The organism is Citrobacter sp. wls827 (genome assembly GCF_005280875.1).
Lineage (GTDB): Bacteria > Pseudomonadota > Gammaproteobacteria > Enterobacterales > Enterobacteriaceae > Citrobacter > Citrobacter youngae.
This window is the reverse complement of record NZ_SZWR01000012.1, coordinates 116,344-130,726: the sequence shown is the minus strand read 5'-3', so window position 1 is coordinate 130,726 and position 14,383 is coordinate 116,344. Positions and strand designations below refer to the sequence as shown.

The 14,383-nt window shown below is 50.9% G+C and carries 16 protein-coding genes; 8 read left to right on the top strand and 8 right to left on the bottom strand.

From position 1 onward, the window contains the following. Nucleotides 1-24: 24 nt before the first annotated feature. From argF to FDX03_RS07510, 3 genes are all read left to right on the top strand, one after another. Nucleotides 25-1,029 carry an ornithine carbamoyltransferase gene (gene argF, locus FDX03_RS07520; RefSeq protein ID WP_137345728.1) on the top strand — a complete coding sequence of 335 codons (1,005 nt, stop codon included), beginning with the start codon at nucleotides 25-27 and terminating at the stop codon, nucleotides 1,027-1,029. Nucleotides 1,030-1,084: 55 nt separating this feature from the next. Continuing rightward, complete coding sequence (locus FDX03_RS07515; RefSeq protein WP_137345727.1) at nucleotides 1,085-2,488, top strand: YfcC family protein; 1,404 nt, start codon at nucleotides 1,085-1,087, stop codon at nucleotides 2,486-2,488. A gap of 144 nt (nucleotides 2,489-2,632) precedes the next feature. Then, complete coding sequence (locus FDX03_RS07510; RefSeq protein ID WP_043018242.1) at nucleotides 2,633-3,112, top strand: arginine repressor; 480 nt, start codon at nucleotides 2,633-2,635, stop codon at nucleotides 3,110-3,112. Here the strand turns inward: FDX03_RS07510 and FDX03_RS07505 are convergent. Then, nucleotides 3,109-3,231, bottom strand: coding sequence for a hypothetical protein (locus FDX03_RS07505; protein WP_086523826.1), 123 nt, complete (start codon nucleotides 3,229-3,231; stop codon nucleotides 3,109-3,111). The genes FDX03_RS07510 and FDX03_RS07505 overlap by 4 nt on opposite strands. Between FDX03_RS07505 and pyrL the strand changes: the two genes are divergently transcribed. From pyrL to ridA, 4 genes are all read left to right on the top strand, one after another. Further along, nucleotides 3,211-3,312, top strand: a complete 102-nt coding sequence (pyrL, locus tag FDX03_RS07500) for a pyr operon leader peptide (protein ID WP_016155570.1) — start codon at nucleotides 3,211-3,213, stop codon at nucleotides 3,310-3,312. The genes FDX03_RS07505 and pyrL overlap by 21 nt on opposite strands. A 36-nt stretch (nucleotides 3,313-3,348) precedes the next feature. After that, entirely contained in the window at nucleotides 3,349-4,284 is a 936-nt protein-coding gene (gene pyrB, locus FDX03_RS07490; RefSeq protein ID WP_061067131.1) for an aspartate carbamoyltransferase, read from the top strand. A 13-nt stretch (nucleotides 4,285-4,297) separates the two neighbouring features. Further along, complete coding sequence (gene pyrI / locus FDX03_RS07485; protein WP_003025816.1) at nucleotides 4,298-4,759, top strand: aspartate carbamoyltransferase regulatory subunit; 462 nt, start codon at nucleotides 4,298-4,300, stop codon at nucleotides 4,757-4,759. Nucleotides 4,760-4,868: 109 nt separating this feature from the next. After that, nucleotides 4,869-5,255, top strand: coding sequence for a 2-iminobutanoate/2-iminopropanoate deaminase (gene ridA, locus FDX03_RS07480; protein WP_000047544.1), 387 nt, complete (start codon nucleotides 4,869-4,871; stop codon nucleotides 5,253-5,255). Between the two features lie 34 nt (nucleotides 5,256-5,289). Here ridA and FDX03_RS07475 read toward each other — a convergent pair whose 3' ends face one another. From FDX03_RS07475 to mgtA, 7 genes are all read right to left on the bottom strand, one after another. Further along, nucleotides 5,290-5,658 (bottom strand): hypothetical protein, encoded by a 369-nt coding sequence (locus FDX03_RS07475; RefSeq protein WP_048212837.1) that lies wholly within the window; start codon nucleotides 5,656-5,658, stop codon nucleotides 5,290-5,292. Beyond that, on the bottom strand, nucleotides 5,655-6,074 hold the full coding sequence (locus tag FDX03_RS07470; RefSeq protein ID WP_071887313.1) for a hypothetical protein: 420 nt from the start codon (nucleotides 6,072-6,074) through the stop codon (nucleotides 5,655-5,657). The genes FDX03_RS07475 and FDX03_RS07470 overlap by 4 nt, the downstream gene beginning before the upstream one ends. Next, a complete protein-coding gene (locus FDX03_RS07465; protein WP_232034658.1) occupies nucleotides 6,067-6,741 on the bottom strand; it encodes a hypothetical protein in 675 nt (224 codons plus the stop codon). The genes FDX03_RS07470 and FDX03_RS07465 overlap by 8 nt, the downstream gene beginning before the upstream one ends. 193 nt (nucleotides 6,742-6,934) lie before the next feature. After that, nucleotides 6,935-8,221: a TRAP transporter large permease gene (locus FDX03_RS07460; RefSeq protein ID WP_003830349.1), complete on the bottom strand. Its 1,287-nt coding sequence runs from the start codon at nucleotides 8,219-8,221 to the stop codon at nucleotides 6,935-6,937. A 30-nt stretch (nucleotides 8,222-8,251) separates the two neighbouring features. After that, nucleotides 8,252-8,761: a TRAP transporter small permease gene (locus tag FDX03_RS07455; protein WP_048212838.1), complete on the bottom strand. Its 510-nt coding sequence runs from the start codon at nucleotides 8,759-8,761 to the stop codon at nucleotides 8,252-8,254. 62 nt (nucleotides 8,762-8,823) lie between these two features. Next, nucleotides 8,824-9,801: a TRAP transporter substrate-binding protein gene (locus FDX03_RS07450; RefSeq protein ID WP_048216914.1), complete on the bottom strand. Its 978-nt coding sequence runs from the start codon at nucleotides 9,799-9,801 to the stop codon at nucleotides 8,824-8,826. A gap of 378 nt (nucleotides 9,802-10,179) precedes the next feature. After that, nucleotides 10,180-12,888 carry a magnesium-translocating P-type ATPase gene (gene mgtA / locus FDX03_RS07445; protein ID WP_137345726.1) on the bottom strand — a complete coding sequence of 903 codons (2,709 nt, stop codon included), beginning with the start codon at nucleotides 12,886-12,888 and terminating at the stop codon, nucleotides 10,180-10,182. Nucleotides 12,889-13,305: 417 nt separating this feature from the next. On the opposite strand from mgtA, the gene treR reads away from it, so the two are divergent. Then, on the top strand, nucleotides 13,306-14,253 hold the full coding sequence (gene treR / locus FDX03_RS07440) for a trehalose operon repressor TreR (RefSeq protein ID WP_137345725.1): 948 nt from the start codon (nucleotides 13,306-13,308) through the stop codon (nucleotides 14,251-14,253). The last annotated feature ends 130 nt before the right edge of the window (nucleotides 14,254-14,383 follow it).

Sequence of the window (14,383 nt, the reverse complement as noted above, 5' to 3'; positions counted from 1 at the left end):
TCCGGCCTACATAAGGACATTTTCATGACTGTTAACCTGAAAAATCGCAATTTTCTCAAACTGCTGGACTACACCCCTGCAGAAATCCAGTACCTGATCGATCTGGCTATCGAGTTAAAAACGGCAAAAAAAGCCGGGCGCGAAAGGCAAACGCTGGTCGGTAAAAATATCGCGCTGATCTTCGAAAAAACCTCCACTCGCACCCGCTGCGCCTTTGAAGTCGGCGCTTTCGATCAGGGCGCACAGGTGACCTATCTCGGCCCAAGCGGATCGCAGATCGGCCATAAAGAGTCGATGAAAGATTCCGCCCGCGTGTTGGGTCGCATGTATGACGGCATCGAATACCGCGGCTACGGCCAGGAGATCGTGGAAGAACTGGGACAATTCGCCGGTGTGCCGGTCTGGAACGGGCTAACGAATGAATTCCACCCCACCCAGATCCTCGCGGATCTGATGACCATGCTGGAACACGCGCCGGGTAAAACCTTGCCGGAGCTGAGCTTCGCTTACCTCGGTGACGCCCGCAACAACATGGGTAATTCGCTGATGGTCGGCGCGGCGAAAATGGGGATGGATATTCGTCTGGTCGCGCCAAAGTCCTTCTGGCCGGACGAGGCGCTGGTTGCCGAATGCCGCGAAATCGCCAGCGTAACGGGCGCACGCATTACGCTCACGGACGATGTTGCGGAAGGGGTATACGACGTAGATTTCCTCTATACCGATGTCTGGGTTTCGATGGGCGAACCTAAAGAAGCGTGGGCAGAACGCGTCAGCCTGATGACGCCCTACCAGATTAATCAGCAGGTCATCAATGCGACCGGCAATCCCAATGTGAAATTCATGCACTGCCTGCCCGCCTTTCATAATGAGCACACCAAAGTGGGCCGTGAAATCGAAGCGGCTTACGGTCTGAAAGGACTTGAAGTCACGGAAGAGGTATTCGAGTCAGCGCATTCCATCGTCTTCGACGAAGCGGAAAACCGGATGCATACCATCAAAGCGGTCATGGTAGCGACACTCGGCGACTAACCCCTGCGGGCATGTGTCGCCTGGCGGCATATGCCCAAGCTATCCGGAGAACATCATGGGCAAATTCAAATTTCCCAGCGCGTATACCATCCTGTTTATTCTCATTGCTCTCGTCGCCGTTATGACCTGGATTGTCCCGGCAGGGAAATACCAGATGGCGATGAATGCTACCCTCGGCAAAGAAGTGCCGGTTGCCGGTACTTATGCCCCGACCGAGGCGCATCCACAAGGCATAACCGCTGTCCTGCTGGCACCGATTGACGGGCTTTATAACCACGAAACCTACACCGCAGGCGCAATTGATGTCGCGCTGTTTGTCCTGATCATCGGTGGGTTTCTCGGCGTGGTAAACAAAACGGGCGCCATCGACGCAGGCATCGAACGCGTGACGGTCAGGCTGAACGGCAAAGAAGAGTGGATGATCCCCATTCTGATGGGACTTTTCGCCGCCGGAGGTACGATTTACGGGATGGCGGAGGAATCACTCCCATTCTACACATTGCTGGTTCCGGTCATGATGGCCGCACGCTTTGATCCGTTGGTTGCCGCCGCCACCGTTCTGCTCGGCGCAGGCATCGGCACGCTCGGTTCGACAATCAACCCTTTCGCAACGGTTATCGCGGCTAACGCCGCCGGGATCCCCTTCACCCAGGGAATGTTGATGCGCATTCTGCTGCTGGTCGTCGGCTATGTTATCTGCGTAGTGTGGGTCATGCGTTATGCGCGCAAAGTTCGCAATCACCCGGAGTTGTCGATTGTGGCGGATAAAATGGAGGAAAACCGCGCGCATTTCCTCGGCAATCGCGGCAACGCTAACCTTGAATTCACAGCTACGTGTAAGTGGATCCTGCTGATATTCGCCGCCGCCTTTGCGGTAATGATTTATGGCGTCGCGGTACTCGGATGGTGGATGGCAGAAATATCCGCAGTCTTTCTGGCTTCTGCGATTATCGTCGGCGTGATTGCCCGCATGAGTGAAGAAGCCTTCACCAGTACCTTCATTGACGGTGCGCGGGATCTGCTCGGCGTGGCGCTGATTATCGGCATTGCACGCGGTATCGTCGTGGTGATGGATAACGGTATGATTACCCACACCATTCTGCACAGCGCCGAAAATTTAGTCTCCGGTCTTTCCACCACCATTTTCATCAATGTGACCTACTGGCTGGAAGTATTGCTCTCCTTCCTGGTCCCTTCCTCGTCTGGTCTGGCGGTGCTCACGATGCCCATTATGGCCCCGCTGGCCGACTTCGCCCATGTGCAAAGGGATCTGGTCGTTACTGCGTACCAATCCGCTTCTGGCATTGTGAATCTGATCACCCCCACTTCAGCCGTCGTGATGGGCGGGTTGGCCATCGCTCGCGTTCCTTATGTGCGCTACCTGAAATGGGTCGCCCCGCTGCTGCTGATTCTGACGGTGCTGAACATGGTCGTCCTGAGTATCGGCGCAATGCTGTAGCCGTTTTGGCCGTCGGCTCCCGACGGCTTTTTTGAGCGTGCTCTCGTTTTTCTGCACAACCGCCCGTTTGAGCCGTTATTGATATAGCAAATGTGGTGAATTTCGCCATCGCATTGATACAAATAATAAATTTAGGGTGTTTTTATGAAGGAATTCGATGATTACTCGACCAAAGAACAGAAACAGCTGGCGATTTGTCAGCGCCTGATTACTGAAAAAAGCTACCTGTCCCAGGAAGCGCTTCGCCGCGATCTACAACAGCATGGCTTTACCGGGATTAGCCAGTCAACGGTATCTCGTCTGTTGAAACTGCTCGGTGCTATAAAGATAAGAAATACAAAAGGGCAAAAAATTTATTCTGTAAATCCGCAATCGCGACCCGCTCCTGATGCTGCCCGATCGATTGCTGAAATGGTGGTCAGCGTGGAACACAATAGCGAGTTTATCCTCATTCACACTGCAGCAGGTTATGGCCGTGCCGTTGCCAGAATCCTCGATTACCACGCGTTACCAGAGATTCTGGGTGTCATCGCTGGCAGCAGTATTGTCTGGGTTGCGCCGCGAGTCGTGCAGCGAACGGGGCTGGTGCATAAGCAGATTAACTATCTATTTAAAATGAATTAAAATTCATAAGAACCGTTTGCGATGAATAAATCGTGCATTTTTCGCTTGATCCCATAACGGAGCTGAGTATAATCGCGGACAATTTGCCGGGAGGATGTATGGTTCAGTGTGTACGACATTTTGTCTTACCGCGTCTGAAAAAGGACGCTGGCCTGCCGTTTTTCTTTCCGTTGATCATCCATTCCGAGCCCCTCAATTGAGGGGCTTTTTTTTTGCCCAGGCGTCAGGAGATAAACATGGCTAACCCGCTCTATCAAAAACACATCATTTCCATAAACGACCTCAGCCGCGACGACCTCAATCTGGTCCTCGCGACGGCGGCGAAATTAAAAGCCAACCCGCAGCCGGAGCTGTTAAAGCATAAGGTCATCGCCAGCTGCTTCTTTGAGGCGTCAACCCGCACCCGTTTATCCTTTGAAACCTCGATGCACCGCCTGGGCGCCAGCGTGGTAGGTTTCTCTGACAGCAGCAACACGTCGCTTGGCAAAAAAGGCGAAACGCTGGCCGACACCATTTCCGTCATCAGCACTTATGTCGACGCCATCGTGATGCGTCACCCGCAGGAAGGTGCTGCGCGTCTGGCAACGGAGTTCTCCGGTAACGTTCCGGTACTGAACGCCGGCGACGGCTCCAACCAACACCCGACCCAAACGCTGCTGGATCTGTTTACCATTCAGGAAACGCAGGGTCGGCTGGACAATCTGCACATCGCCATGGTGGGCGACCTGAAATATGGCCGCACCGTCCACTCCCTGACCCAGGCGCTGGCGAAGTTTGAAGGTAACCGCTTCTACTTTATCGCCCCGGACGCGCTGGCCATGCCGCAATACATTCTGGATATGCTGAATGAAAAAGGTATTGCCTGGAGCCTGCATGGCACTATCGAAGAGGTGATGGCGGAGGTCGATATCCTCTACATGACCCGCGTACAAAAAGAGCGTCTGGACCCGTCCGAATACGCCAACGTGAAAGCACAGTTTGTTCTGCGCGCCAGCGATCTGGCGGGAGCCAAAGAGAACATGAAGGTGCTGCATCCGCTGCCGCGCATCGATGAGATCACCACCGATGTCGATAAGACGCCGCACGCCTGGTATTTCCAGCAGGCTGGCAACGGCATCTTCGCCCGCCAGGCGTTACTGGCACTGGTACTGAATAGCGAACTGGCACTGTAAGGGAGAAAAAGAGATGACACACGATAACAAACTGCAGGTTGAAGCCATCAAACGTGGCACCGTGATTGACCATATCCCCGCACAGGTTGGTTTTAAGCTGCTGACGCTGTTCAAACTGACCGAAACCGACCAGCGCATCACTATCGGACTGAACCTGCCGTCTGGCGAGATGGGCCGTAAAGACCTGATTAAAATCGAAAATACCTTCCTGACCGACGAGCAGGTCAACCAGCTCTCCCTGTACGCTCCGCAGGCAACGGTAAACCGCATTGACGATTATGATGTGGTGGGTAAATCACGCCCCAGCCTGCCGGAGCGCATCGACAACGTACTGGTGTGCCCGAACAGCAACTGTATCAGCCATGCTGAGCCGGTTTCCTCCAGTTTTGCAGTGAAAAAGCGCGCCGATGACATCGCACTCAAATGCAAATACTGTGAAAAAGAGTTTTCGCATTATGTGGTGCTGGCCAACTAATTAGGGTTGGTTATGAGATCCCGGCTCCCTATAATGAGCGGGAACATAAGGCTGCATTCCCTGATGAAAGGATGTAGCCTACCTTACCGCTGTAAATTCAGGAGAAATCATGAGCAAGACTATCGCGACGGAAAATGCACCAGCAGCAATCGGCCCATACGTTCAGGGCGTTGACCTGGGTAGCATGGTAATCACTTCCGGTCAGATCCCGGTCGATCCGAAAACCGGTGCCGTAGCGGAAGACGTGTCCGCTCAGGCACGTCAGTCGCTGGAAAACGTAAAAGCTATCGTTGAAGCAGCAGGCCTGAAAGTGGGCGACATCGTAAAAACGACCGTTTTCGTCAAAGACCTGAACGATTTTGCCACCGTCAACGCCACCTACGAAGCGTTCTTCACCGAGCACAACGCCACCTTCCCGGCGCGTTCTTGCGTAGAAGTTGCCCGTCTGCCGAAAGACGTGAAAATCGAGATTGAAGCGATCGCCGTTCGTCGCTAAGTCTTATTAGAGAGCCCTGCTCTGGCAGGGTTCCTTAAGTATTGCAGCCTATAACTGAAAAAATCAATTCTCTTCCATTATTCTTTAAGGTGATGGTTTCATTTTCGATTATCCCCACACCCCAATTATATAATTCCATTTCCCCTTTTTGCTGTGATTCTATATTCTCTGAGAAACAGGTTTGTCCTAAAACCCAGTTCAACCTTGAACTATAAATATTAATTTTAAGATCATCATCACTATCATTCTTCATCTTTTCCAATGTATAAACTACCTTATTGTGAATTTTAAAACCAACAATGTTGTTATATCTTTCAACTGAATTAATAGAAAAAATACAGATAAACATTATAATTAGTAAAAAAAATATTTTTATAGTAGCTCGTCTTATAAAAGTCTTCATTGGCCATGTCTCCATAAAAAAGAATAACCAGATGAACCAATGAGCGCTTTATTTTTTCCCTGACACTTAATTACCCCCCATTTCTCTGCGACCAAGGATATATCATTTTCATGTGCAATTTTACGGTAAACGTACCGATAAGGCTGAAATGGATCGTGTAGAGGAGTGTTCATTTCCCTTACAATAATATTCCCAGACGATTTCTCCAAATAAACATATAAACCATGCCAGGATAAATTCTTTGCATAGTGGGTATTTGAATCATCGTTACGGCACCATTGTACAACCAGAAGATAGTGACTTTCACGTACTGGTAACCAGCAAACCGAAATAATATACAGCATATAACAAAAGGCACAAACTAAAGCGAAAGTAAGTATTTTTTCTATGTAAAATAAAGTGCCATGCTCAGTCATGCCATTTTACCTCTGACTCAATGGCACCAAAAATATTGTACTCTCTGGCCAGACACTCCTGATGAAACCTCCCCATAAAAGTATCATTCACAGGAACGATACTACCTAAACGAACTCCAGAATTTGCGACACTAACATTCCAGTTATACCTGTCAAAAAACTTAAACTGAAATGTCAAATTATAACTACATAGTCTACTACCATTGCTCATTGTATTTTTATACTTATCTTCGGTAATTTGCACTCGACCTTTGCCCCAGTATTGATAACCTCCTATAGCATAAAACAAGTCTGGATCGCTAGAAATAAAATCATCAGTATTAACATGCGCAGAAGTAAACTCATGCTGACCTGGCGGTAATGTTTTACAAAAACTCTTTGCTGCATCCAATAATTGCACATAATTATCCCTTAACTGGGCTGATTTTCCCATCATATCAGTTAAGTTAATATGTATGTCTTCACCCGTATTTTGCAAATAATGCAGTAAATTTTCTCGTGCAAAAGGATAGCGATACTTTAAATATAAGCTCCCATCAATCAATTGCTCCAGGTAATATTTATAATAATAAAATTGATCTGAAAAATGCCCCGCACTGCACCATTCACCACTTCCAACATCAATACTATATTCAGGTTCCTCTCTCCCCAATATATAAGCGTTCATAATGCCTCCTGAGAATAATTAACATGACAAGATGTTAACATTTATAATCTAGCGTATTCTGTTGGAAGACACTGGCAATGCCATAATTCAGAAAATATTTAGCTGCATTGTGTGAAACACAAAAAAAAAGGGGCATGGAAGCCCGGAATGAATTTAGGTAGGCCCGGTAAGCGCGAGCGCCACCGGGCATTTATCACATCACGCCAAACAGTTTCGGCAAGAACAGCGAAATCGCCGGAATGTACGTCACCAGCATCAGCACCAGGAACAGCACGAGGTAGAACGGCAGCATCGCCTTCACCACCTGCTCTATTTTCTGCTTACTCACCGCACTGGCCACAAACAGCACTGACCCTACCGGCGGCGTAATCAGGCCGATCCCTAAGTTCACCAGCATGATCATGCCAAAATGGACCGGATCAATGCCGAGCGCGTTGGTCACTGGCAGCAGAACCGGCGTCAAAATCAGGATCAGCGGCGCCATATCCATCAGCGTACCGATCAGCAGCAACATGATGTTAATGCACATCAGAATGACGTATTTGTTGTCCGAAATACTGGTGAAGGCTTCGGTGATACGCATCGGCAACTGCATATAGGTCATGACGGCACCGAATGCGGCGGCAAAGCCTATCAGGATCATGACGATCGTGACCGTTTTCACCGTGCGGAACATCAGCTTTGGCAGCTCAGACCATTTATAGTCACGATAGATAAACATGGTGACAAAGAAGGCCCACAGACAGGCAATTGCCGCTGATTCCGTCGCGGTAAAGATACCTGACAGGATACCACCCATAATGATCACAACCGTCATCAGGCCCCACAGCGTATCGACGAAAATCTTCAGCGCCTGGCGAAACGGTACGCGTTCCCCTTTTGGGTAACCGCGTTTGTGCGCAAAAGCCACGCACATCACCATCAGGCTGAGGCTTAACAGCAGACCCGGCAGGATCCCGGCGATGAACAGTGCGGCAATCGACACCGTGCCGCCGGTTGCCAGCGAGTAGATAACCGAGTTATGGCTGGGCGGCGTAAGAATCGCCTGCACCGAACCACTGGCCGTTACCGCCGCGGCAAAGTCGCGCGGATAACCTTTTTTATCCATCTCCGGGATCATCACCGAACCAATGGACGCGGTATCCGCTACAGACGATCCAGAAATAGCGCCAAAAAAGGTTGATGCCACAATGTTTACCAGCGACAGTCCGCCGCGAATAAAGCCAACAAAAATATAGGCAAAGTTCACCAGTCGCCGCGCAATTCCCCCTTCGGCCATAATAGCCCCGGCCAGAATAAAGAACGGGATCGCCAGCAGCGAAAACTTATTCACCCCACTGGTCAGTTGGATCATCACCGCTTCCAGTGGGATATCAATGTACCAGGCCCCAATGATGGCGCTAATACCAACCGCGTACGCTACCGGTACCCCAATCGCCAGCATAATGCCGAGCGTAAAGACGAGAATAAATGCATCCATCTGCTTTCCTTTCTGAAATGGGGGCGGTAACTAGCTGGTCGAACCCAGCATGACAACGGGACGTTGGTACTGCGGACCACGGAAAATCTTTTCCGCGATAAATAGCAGCGTTATGGCAGAGCCAATCGGCAATGGGAGGTAGTTTTGCCCGGCGCTTAAAAGCGGGAATTCCGCCACGGGCTGGTCCCACAGTTCAAGACAGAGATTGGTTCCGTACCAGAGGATAAACAGGCTTATCGCCACCAGCATAACGTCTGCGATTATCGAGCAATAACGACGGGAAGCATCACCCAGACGATCAGTCACCATGCTCACTGCGATATGCGAACCTGCGCGATAGCTCACCGCCGCACCAATAAAGGTGAATGTCACCATACAGAGAATGGCGACGGGCTCAGGCCATGACAGAGCGTTATTCAGAACATAACGCGCGAATATGCCAATAGGGATAATGGCAACCATGACTAATAATGCGATACCGGCAATCCACATTGATACCCGATAAAGAAAATCCATTACCGATGAATAGCATTCACCCATAATCATCACCTCGAATTAATCAAAAGATTCAGGCGGAGGGTTGATATCCTCCACCTGATGAATTACTTCACATCCTGAATCCGTTTGATCAAATCCTGGTGGTCTTTACCGTAATTATCCCGCACTGACTGCGTGGCTTTATAGAAATAGTCCGTATCAATATCGTGGAACTGAACGCCGTTGGCTTTCATCGTCTCCAGCGATTTCGCATTATAATCCTGCCAAAGTTTTCGTTGCTCTACCTGTGCTTCTTTGGCGAGTTTAATAATGAGGTCCTGGTCTTCTTTTTTCAACTTATCCCATTTGGCTTTCGAGAACAGAAAAAGCTCAGGAATAATAAAGTGTTTGCTCCAGGTATAGTTTTTCACGACCGGCAAATAGTTATGCGCAACAAACGTTGGCGGGTTATTTTCCGTGCCATCAATAACGCCGGTCTGCATGCCGCTAAATACTTCACTAACGCCCATGACAACGGAGTTAGCGCCCATCGCTTTCAGGGTATCCAGCGCTATCGGACTCCCTTGAACACGGATTTTCATGCCGTGTAAATCTTCCGGTTTCACCACCGGATTTTTGGTGATCAGGTTGCGCGTTCCGGCATCCATCCAGCCGAGGAACACCAGCCGCGATTTGGTGTTGGCCGTCAGGCGGTCGCCAATCTCCTGACCAATCATGCCGTCGAGAACCTTATGCAGATGGTCTTCATCACGGAAAATATATGGCAGGGTAAACACGTTAATTTCAGGGAGAATAGCGGCGACTGGCGTCATTGAGACACGAATAATATCGATAGCGCCTAATTGTGCCTGCTCAATCATCTGTTTTTCGTCGCCTAACACGCCACCGGGAAAGGTTTTAATCTCCAGACGACCTTCGGTGGCGGCGCTAAGTTTTTCCCCCATATGTTTCACGGCAACAACGTTCGGGTAATCAGCCGGATGCACATCTGCGGCGCGAAAGGTTTGTGCCAGCGTTGCATGACTCGCCAGTAATACAGACGCGCCAATACACAGACTTAACAGGTTTTTTGTCAGTTTCATTTGTCCTTCTCCAGAAGTTCATAATATCCATTAACAGGAATAGCTTGCAGAGCAAATGACTGCCGGAATTAAAAACGGGCAGCGAGAAACTTTCTTAACGACGTTACCTGCGCAGACTAACTGGTGTAACAATTTATTTCGATGACTACGTTCACAAAAAATCGCAGACACCTAAAATTTTTAGCACGCTGTTTCATTTTTGCAATGCAGATCGTTTTATTGATAAAAAAACAACGCAAGGAAGGCGATTTGATACTAATAACCCGCGTTAGCATTTCAATAAAAATAAAACACCAATATTTCGGGAGAATATCTTTCGAATGAAAAAGTGAAATGCAGGATGGTATTAACACCATCCTGCAGAAGAGAAGTTGAGGATTACTGCCAGCCGTAGCGGCGGCTATAAAAACCTTTCACAAGCTGGGTTAATGTCATGTAACCCGCCAGAATCGCAACCAGCCACGGGAAGTAGCTCAGCGGCAGCGCCTGCAATTGCAGATAGCTGGCCAACGGCGAGAACGGTAATGCAATGCCCACCACCATTACCACCAGCGTCATCAGCATCAGCGGCCATGCGGCGCGGCTTTGGATGAACGGCACACGACGGGTACGGATCATATGCACAATCAGCGTTTGCGACAGCAGGCCCACCACGAACCAGCCAGACTGGAACAATGTCTGATGTTCAGGCGTATTGGCATGGAAGACGAACCACATCAGGCAGAAAGTCAGAATGTCAAAGATCGAGCTGATCGGTCCAAAGAAGATCATAAAGCGGCCCAACTCGGCGGGATTCCAGCGCTGCGGCTTTTTGATCTGCTCTTCGTCAACGTTATCAAACGGAATCGCCACCTGGGATACATCGTACAGCAGGTTCTGAATCAGTAAGTGCAGCGGCAACATCGGCAGGAACGGTAAGAAGGCGCTCGCCACCAGCACGCTAAACACATTACCGAAGTTAGAACTGGCCGTCATTTTGATGTACTTCAGCATGTTAGAGAAGGTACGGCGTCCTTCGATCACCCCTTCTTCCAGCACCATCAGGCTCTTTTCCAGCAGAATGATATCTGCCGCTTCACGGGCAATATCAACCGCACCGTCAACGGAGATACCAATGTCCGCCGCGCGCAGCGCCGGGGCGTCGTTAATGCCATCGCCCATAAAGCCGACCACATGACCTTCACGCTTGAGCAGTGTGACAATGCGCTCTTTGTGCATTGGCGTCAGGCGGGCAAACAACGTGGTGCGCTGGGCAAGTCGGGCCAGCTCGTCGTCGCTTAACCCTTCAATGCTGCTGCCGATAACCACATCACCTGCATCCAGACCCACTTCATGACACACTTTCGCCGCAACCAGTTCGCTGTCACCGGTGAGAATTTTCACCGTAATACCGCTGGCTTTCAGCGCTTTCAGCGCCGGGGCGGTGGTCTCTTTCGGCGGATCGAGGAACGCGATATACCCTTCGAGGATCAGATCGGATTCATCAATACGCTGATAGTCCCCTTCACGCGCAGGCAGGTATTTGGTTGCCACCGCCACCACACGCAACCCCTGACGATTCAGCGTATCGGTAACGCGTTTCACCCGACGCAGCATGTTGTCATCTAACGGGACAATCTCACCGTTATGGCGCACCTGGGTGCAAACGCTGAGGATCTCCTGCAGCGCGCCTTTACATACCAGTTGGTGCACATCGGTTTCTTCAGCGACCACCACCGACATGCGGCGGCGTTCGAAATCAAACGGGATCTCATCGATTTTTTGCCAACGGGTAGAGAGCCGGCGGGCGGATTCTTCGTCCACGCCTTCCAGCACTGCCGTATCCAGCAGATTCTTCAGCCCGGTCTGATAGTGGCTGTTCAGCCACGCGGAATGCAGGACATGTTCGCTGGGCTTGCCGGAGATATCGGTATGATTCTCCAGCACTATTTTATCTTGTGTCAGCGTGCCGGTTTTATCGGTGCACAGAATATCCATCGCGCCAAAGTTCTGGATGGCGTCGAGGTGTTTGACGATGACCTTCTGTTTTGACAGCTTCACCGCCCCACGCGCCAGCGTTGAGGTGACGATCATTGGTAGCATTTCCGGCGTCAGCCCCACCGCGACAGACAGGGCAAACAGCGCCGCTTCCCACCAGTCACCTTTGGTATAACCGTTGATGATGAGAACAATTGGCGCCATCACCAGCATAAAGCGGATCAGCAGCATGCTGACGCGGCTGATCCCTTTCTGGAAGGCATTCTGCTCGCTTTCCTGCTCGCTAACACGGCCCGCCAGTTGCCCGAACCAGGTATTGGCTCCGGTCGCAATGACGATAGCCTGTGCCGTTCCGCTCACCACGTTAGTGCCCATAAAGCACAGGGTATCGCATTCCAGCGGGTTGCTTTGCTGCGGGTCGCGGCTGGTGGCGACTTTCTCCACCGGCAACGATTCACCGGTCAGTGAAGCCTGGGCCACGAACAGATCGCGCGCCTGCACCACGCGCAGATCGGCTGGGATCATATCCCCTGCTGCCAGCTTAATAATATCGCCAGGCACCAACTGGTCGATCGGCAGTTCAACCCAGCCGTTCTCCCCTTTCTCGTTGATGACGCGCAGCACCGTAGCAGTGTTGCTGACCATTGCTTTCAACGCATCCGCCGCTTTGGTGGAACGCGCCTCCTGTACAAAATTCAGCAGCGTCGAGATGACAACCATCAAGGCGATAACGCCCGCGGCAAACAGATCCTCGGTGGCATAAGAAATGCCGCCTAAAATAGTCAGCAGAATATTAAACGGGTTGCGGTAGCAGACCCACAGGTGTTCCCACCATGGCGACGGCTTCTGCGCCGGTAGCTGGTTCTCGCCATGTAACTCGCGAGCGTTTTCCACTTCTGCGGCGTTCAATCCTTCCGGGTGCGCGCCAAACGTTTTCCACAGCGCTTCTTCGTCCATCAGCGCCATTTTCAGGCAATGTTCGCTCAGCGAAGGCGGGATCGGCGTGCTGGCGACGGTCTGCGCATTGGGTAGCGGATCGCGATGCACCAGACGATGCGGTAAATGGCGGTTTAGCCGGGCAAACAGCTGGCGAGTAATATTTTTGAACATAGGCAGTCCCTCTGCACCAGTATAAGCGGGCGCAGTAAATCCTTCAGGCGTGGCAAAGCCTTGCCTGGTGGCAATTTTAAAATCACAACAGGGACGTCAGAACGTCACTGTCTTACAGCTCCGGTAAGACAGTGAAAACAGGCTTACCGGAGAGGGGGGGTTCTCCATTTAGGGAGAGGGGTGGGATCGGGATCCATATAGCCTCCGGTAAGTGAATGATAAGCGCTGCGGATTATACGCAGAAAACCATAAGGTTTGTGACAATTATGGCGGTATGATACAGCATGGAAACTAAACCAAACGTATACACATCGCCTGAAGGGTGAACGGTTTAAAGCAGACTTTCCCCATTGCACTCCACATGGGTAAAGTTACTCTCTTTGATATAACTGAAAAAGTGCGCAACGGGAAAACAGGATGCAAAATCGGCTGACTATTAAAGACATCGCCCGCTTAAGCGGTGTGGGGAAATCAACGGTTTCCCGTGTGCTCAACAACGAAAGCGGCGTTAGCGAACGCACCCGTGAACGTGTTGAAGCAGTGATGAATCAGCACGGTTTCTCCCCTTCCCGCTCCGCACGTGCCATGCGTGGGCAAAGCGACAAAGTCGTGGCGATTATCGTCACGCGTCTGGACTCACTTTCGGAAAATCTCGCCGTGCAGACCATGCTACCCGCCTTTTATGAGCAGGGTTATGATCCGATTATGATGGAAAGCCAGTTCTCACCTGAACTGGTAGAAGAACATCTGGGAATGCTCAAACGTCGCAACATTGATGGCGTCGTGTTGTTTGGTTTTACCGGCGTAACAGAAACCATGCTCACCTCCTGGCAGGACTCTCTGGTTCTGCTGGCCAGGGATGCCAAAGGCTTTGCCTCCGTCTGTTATGACGACGAAGGCGCCATTCATACCCTGATGCAGCGTCTGTACGATCGCGAACATCGTCATATCAGTTTCCTTGGCGTCCCCCATAGCGACGTGACCACCGGCAAGCGTCGCCATGAAGCTTATCTGGCATTCTGTAAGAAACACAAACTGCATCCTGTCGCTGCTCTGCCTGGTCTGGCCATGAAACAGGGCTATGAGCATGCCGCCGATGTCATTACGCCGGAAACAACTGCGTTAGTCTGTGCGACGGACACGCTTGCCCTTGGCGTCAGCAAATATCTGCAGGAACAGCGAATCGACAACCTGCAACTGGCAAGCGTCGGTAATACGCCGCTGATGAAATTCCTCCATCCGGAGATCATCACCGTCGATCCCGGCTACGCTGAAGCCGGACGGCAAGCGGCCTCGCAGCTGATCGAACAGATCAACGGCCGCAGCGAACTGCGGCAAATCGTTATTCCCGCCACCCTCTCCTGATCGCTTTCTGAGCACTAATTTGTGATCTTCACTGCGTTTCGGGAACGTTCCCATTTTTAAATATTCACCGACGATATACTCTGGCACCAACAACGAGACAGCTGCCGGATGACGTCGCGAAAGCGTCTAA

Excerpts from the sequence above, each read along its gene's own strand:
- argF (WP_137345728.1), top strand. The coding sequence starts at position 25 with ATGACTGTTAACCTGAAAAATCGCAATTTTCTCAAACTGCTGGACTAC.
- FDX03_RS07515 (WP_137345727.1), top strand. The coding sequence starts at position 1,085 with ATGGGCAAATTCAAATTTCCCAGCGCGTATACCATCCTGTTTATTCTC.
- FDX03_RS07510 (WP_043018242.1), top strand. The coding sequence starts at position 2,633 with ATGAAGGAATTCGATGATTACTCGACCAAAGAACAGAAACAGCTGGCG.
- pyrL (WP_016155570.1), top strand. The coding sequence starts at position 3,211 with ATGGTTCAGTGTGTACGACATTTTGTCTTACCGCGTCTGAAAAAGGAC.
- FDX03_RS07505 (WP_086523826.1), bottom strand. The coding sequence starts at position 3,231 with ATGTCGTACACACTGAACCATACATCCTCCCGGCAAATTGTCCGCGAT.
- pyrB (WP_061067131.1), top strand. The coding sequence starts at position 3,349 with ATGGCTAACCCGCTCTATCAAAAACACATCATTTCCATAAACGACCTC.
- pyrI (WP_003025816.1), top strand. The coding sequence starts at position 4,298 with ATGACACACGATAACAAACTGCAGGTTGAAGCCATCAAACGTGGCACC.
- ridA (WP_000047544.1), top strand. The coding sequence starts at position 4,869 with ATGAGCAAGACTATCGCGACGGAAAATGCACCAGCAGCAATCGGCCCA.
- FDX03_RS07475 (WP_048212837.1), bottom strand. The coding sequence starts at position 5,658 with ATGAAGACTTTTATAAGACGAGCTACTATAAAAATATTTTTTTTACTA.
- FDX03_RS07470 (WP_071887313.1), bottom strand. The coding sequence starts at position 6,074 with ATGACTGAGCATGGCACTTTATTTTACATAGAAAAAATACTTACTTTC.
- FDX03_RS07465 (WP_232034658.1), bottom strand. The coding sequence starts at position 6,741 with ATGAACGCTTATATATTGGGGAGAGAGGAACCTGAATATAGTATTGAT.
- FDX03_RS07460 (WP_003830349.1), bottom strand. The coding sequence starts at position 8,221 with ATGGATGCATTTATTCTCGTCTTTACGCTCGGCATTATGCTGGCGATT.
- FDX03_RS07455 (WP_048212838.1), bottom strand. The coding sequence starts at position 8,761 with ATGGGTGAATGCTATTCATCGGTAATGGATTTTCTTTATCGGGTATCA.
- FDX03_RS07450 (WP_048216914.1), bottom strand. The coding sequence starts at position 9,801 with ATGAAACTGACAAAAAACCTGTTAAGTCTGTGTATTGGCGCGTCTGTA.
- mgtA (WP_137345726.1), bottom strand. The coding sequence starts at position 12,888 with ATGTTCAAAAATATTACTCGCCAGCTGTTTGCCCGGCTAAACCGCCAT.
- treR (WP_137345725.1), top strand. The coding sequence starts at position 13,306 with ATGCAAAATCGGCTGACTATTAAAGACATCGCCCGCTTAAGCGGTGTG.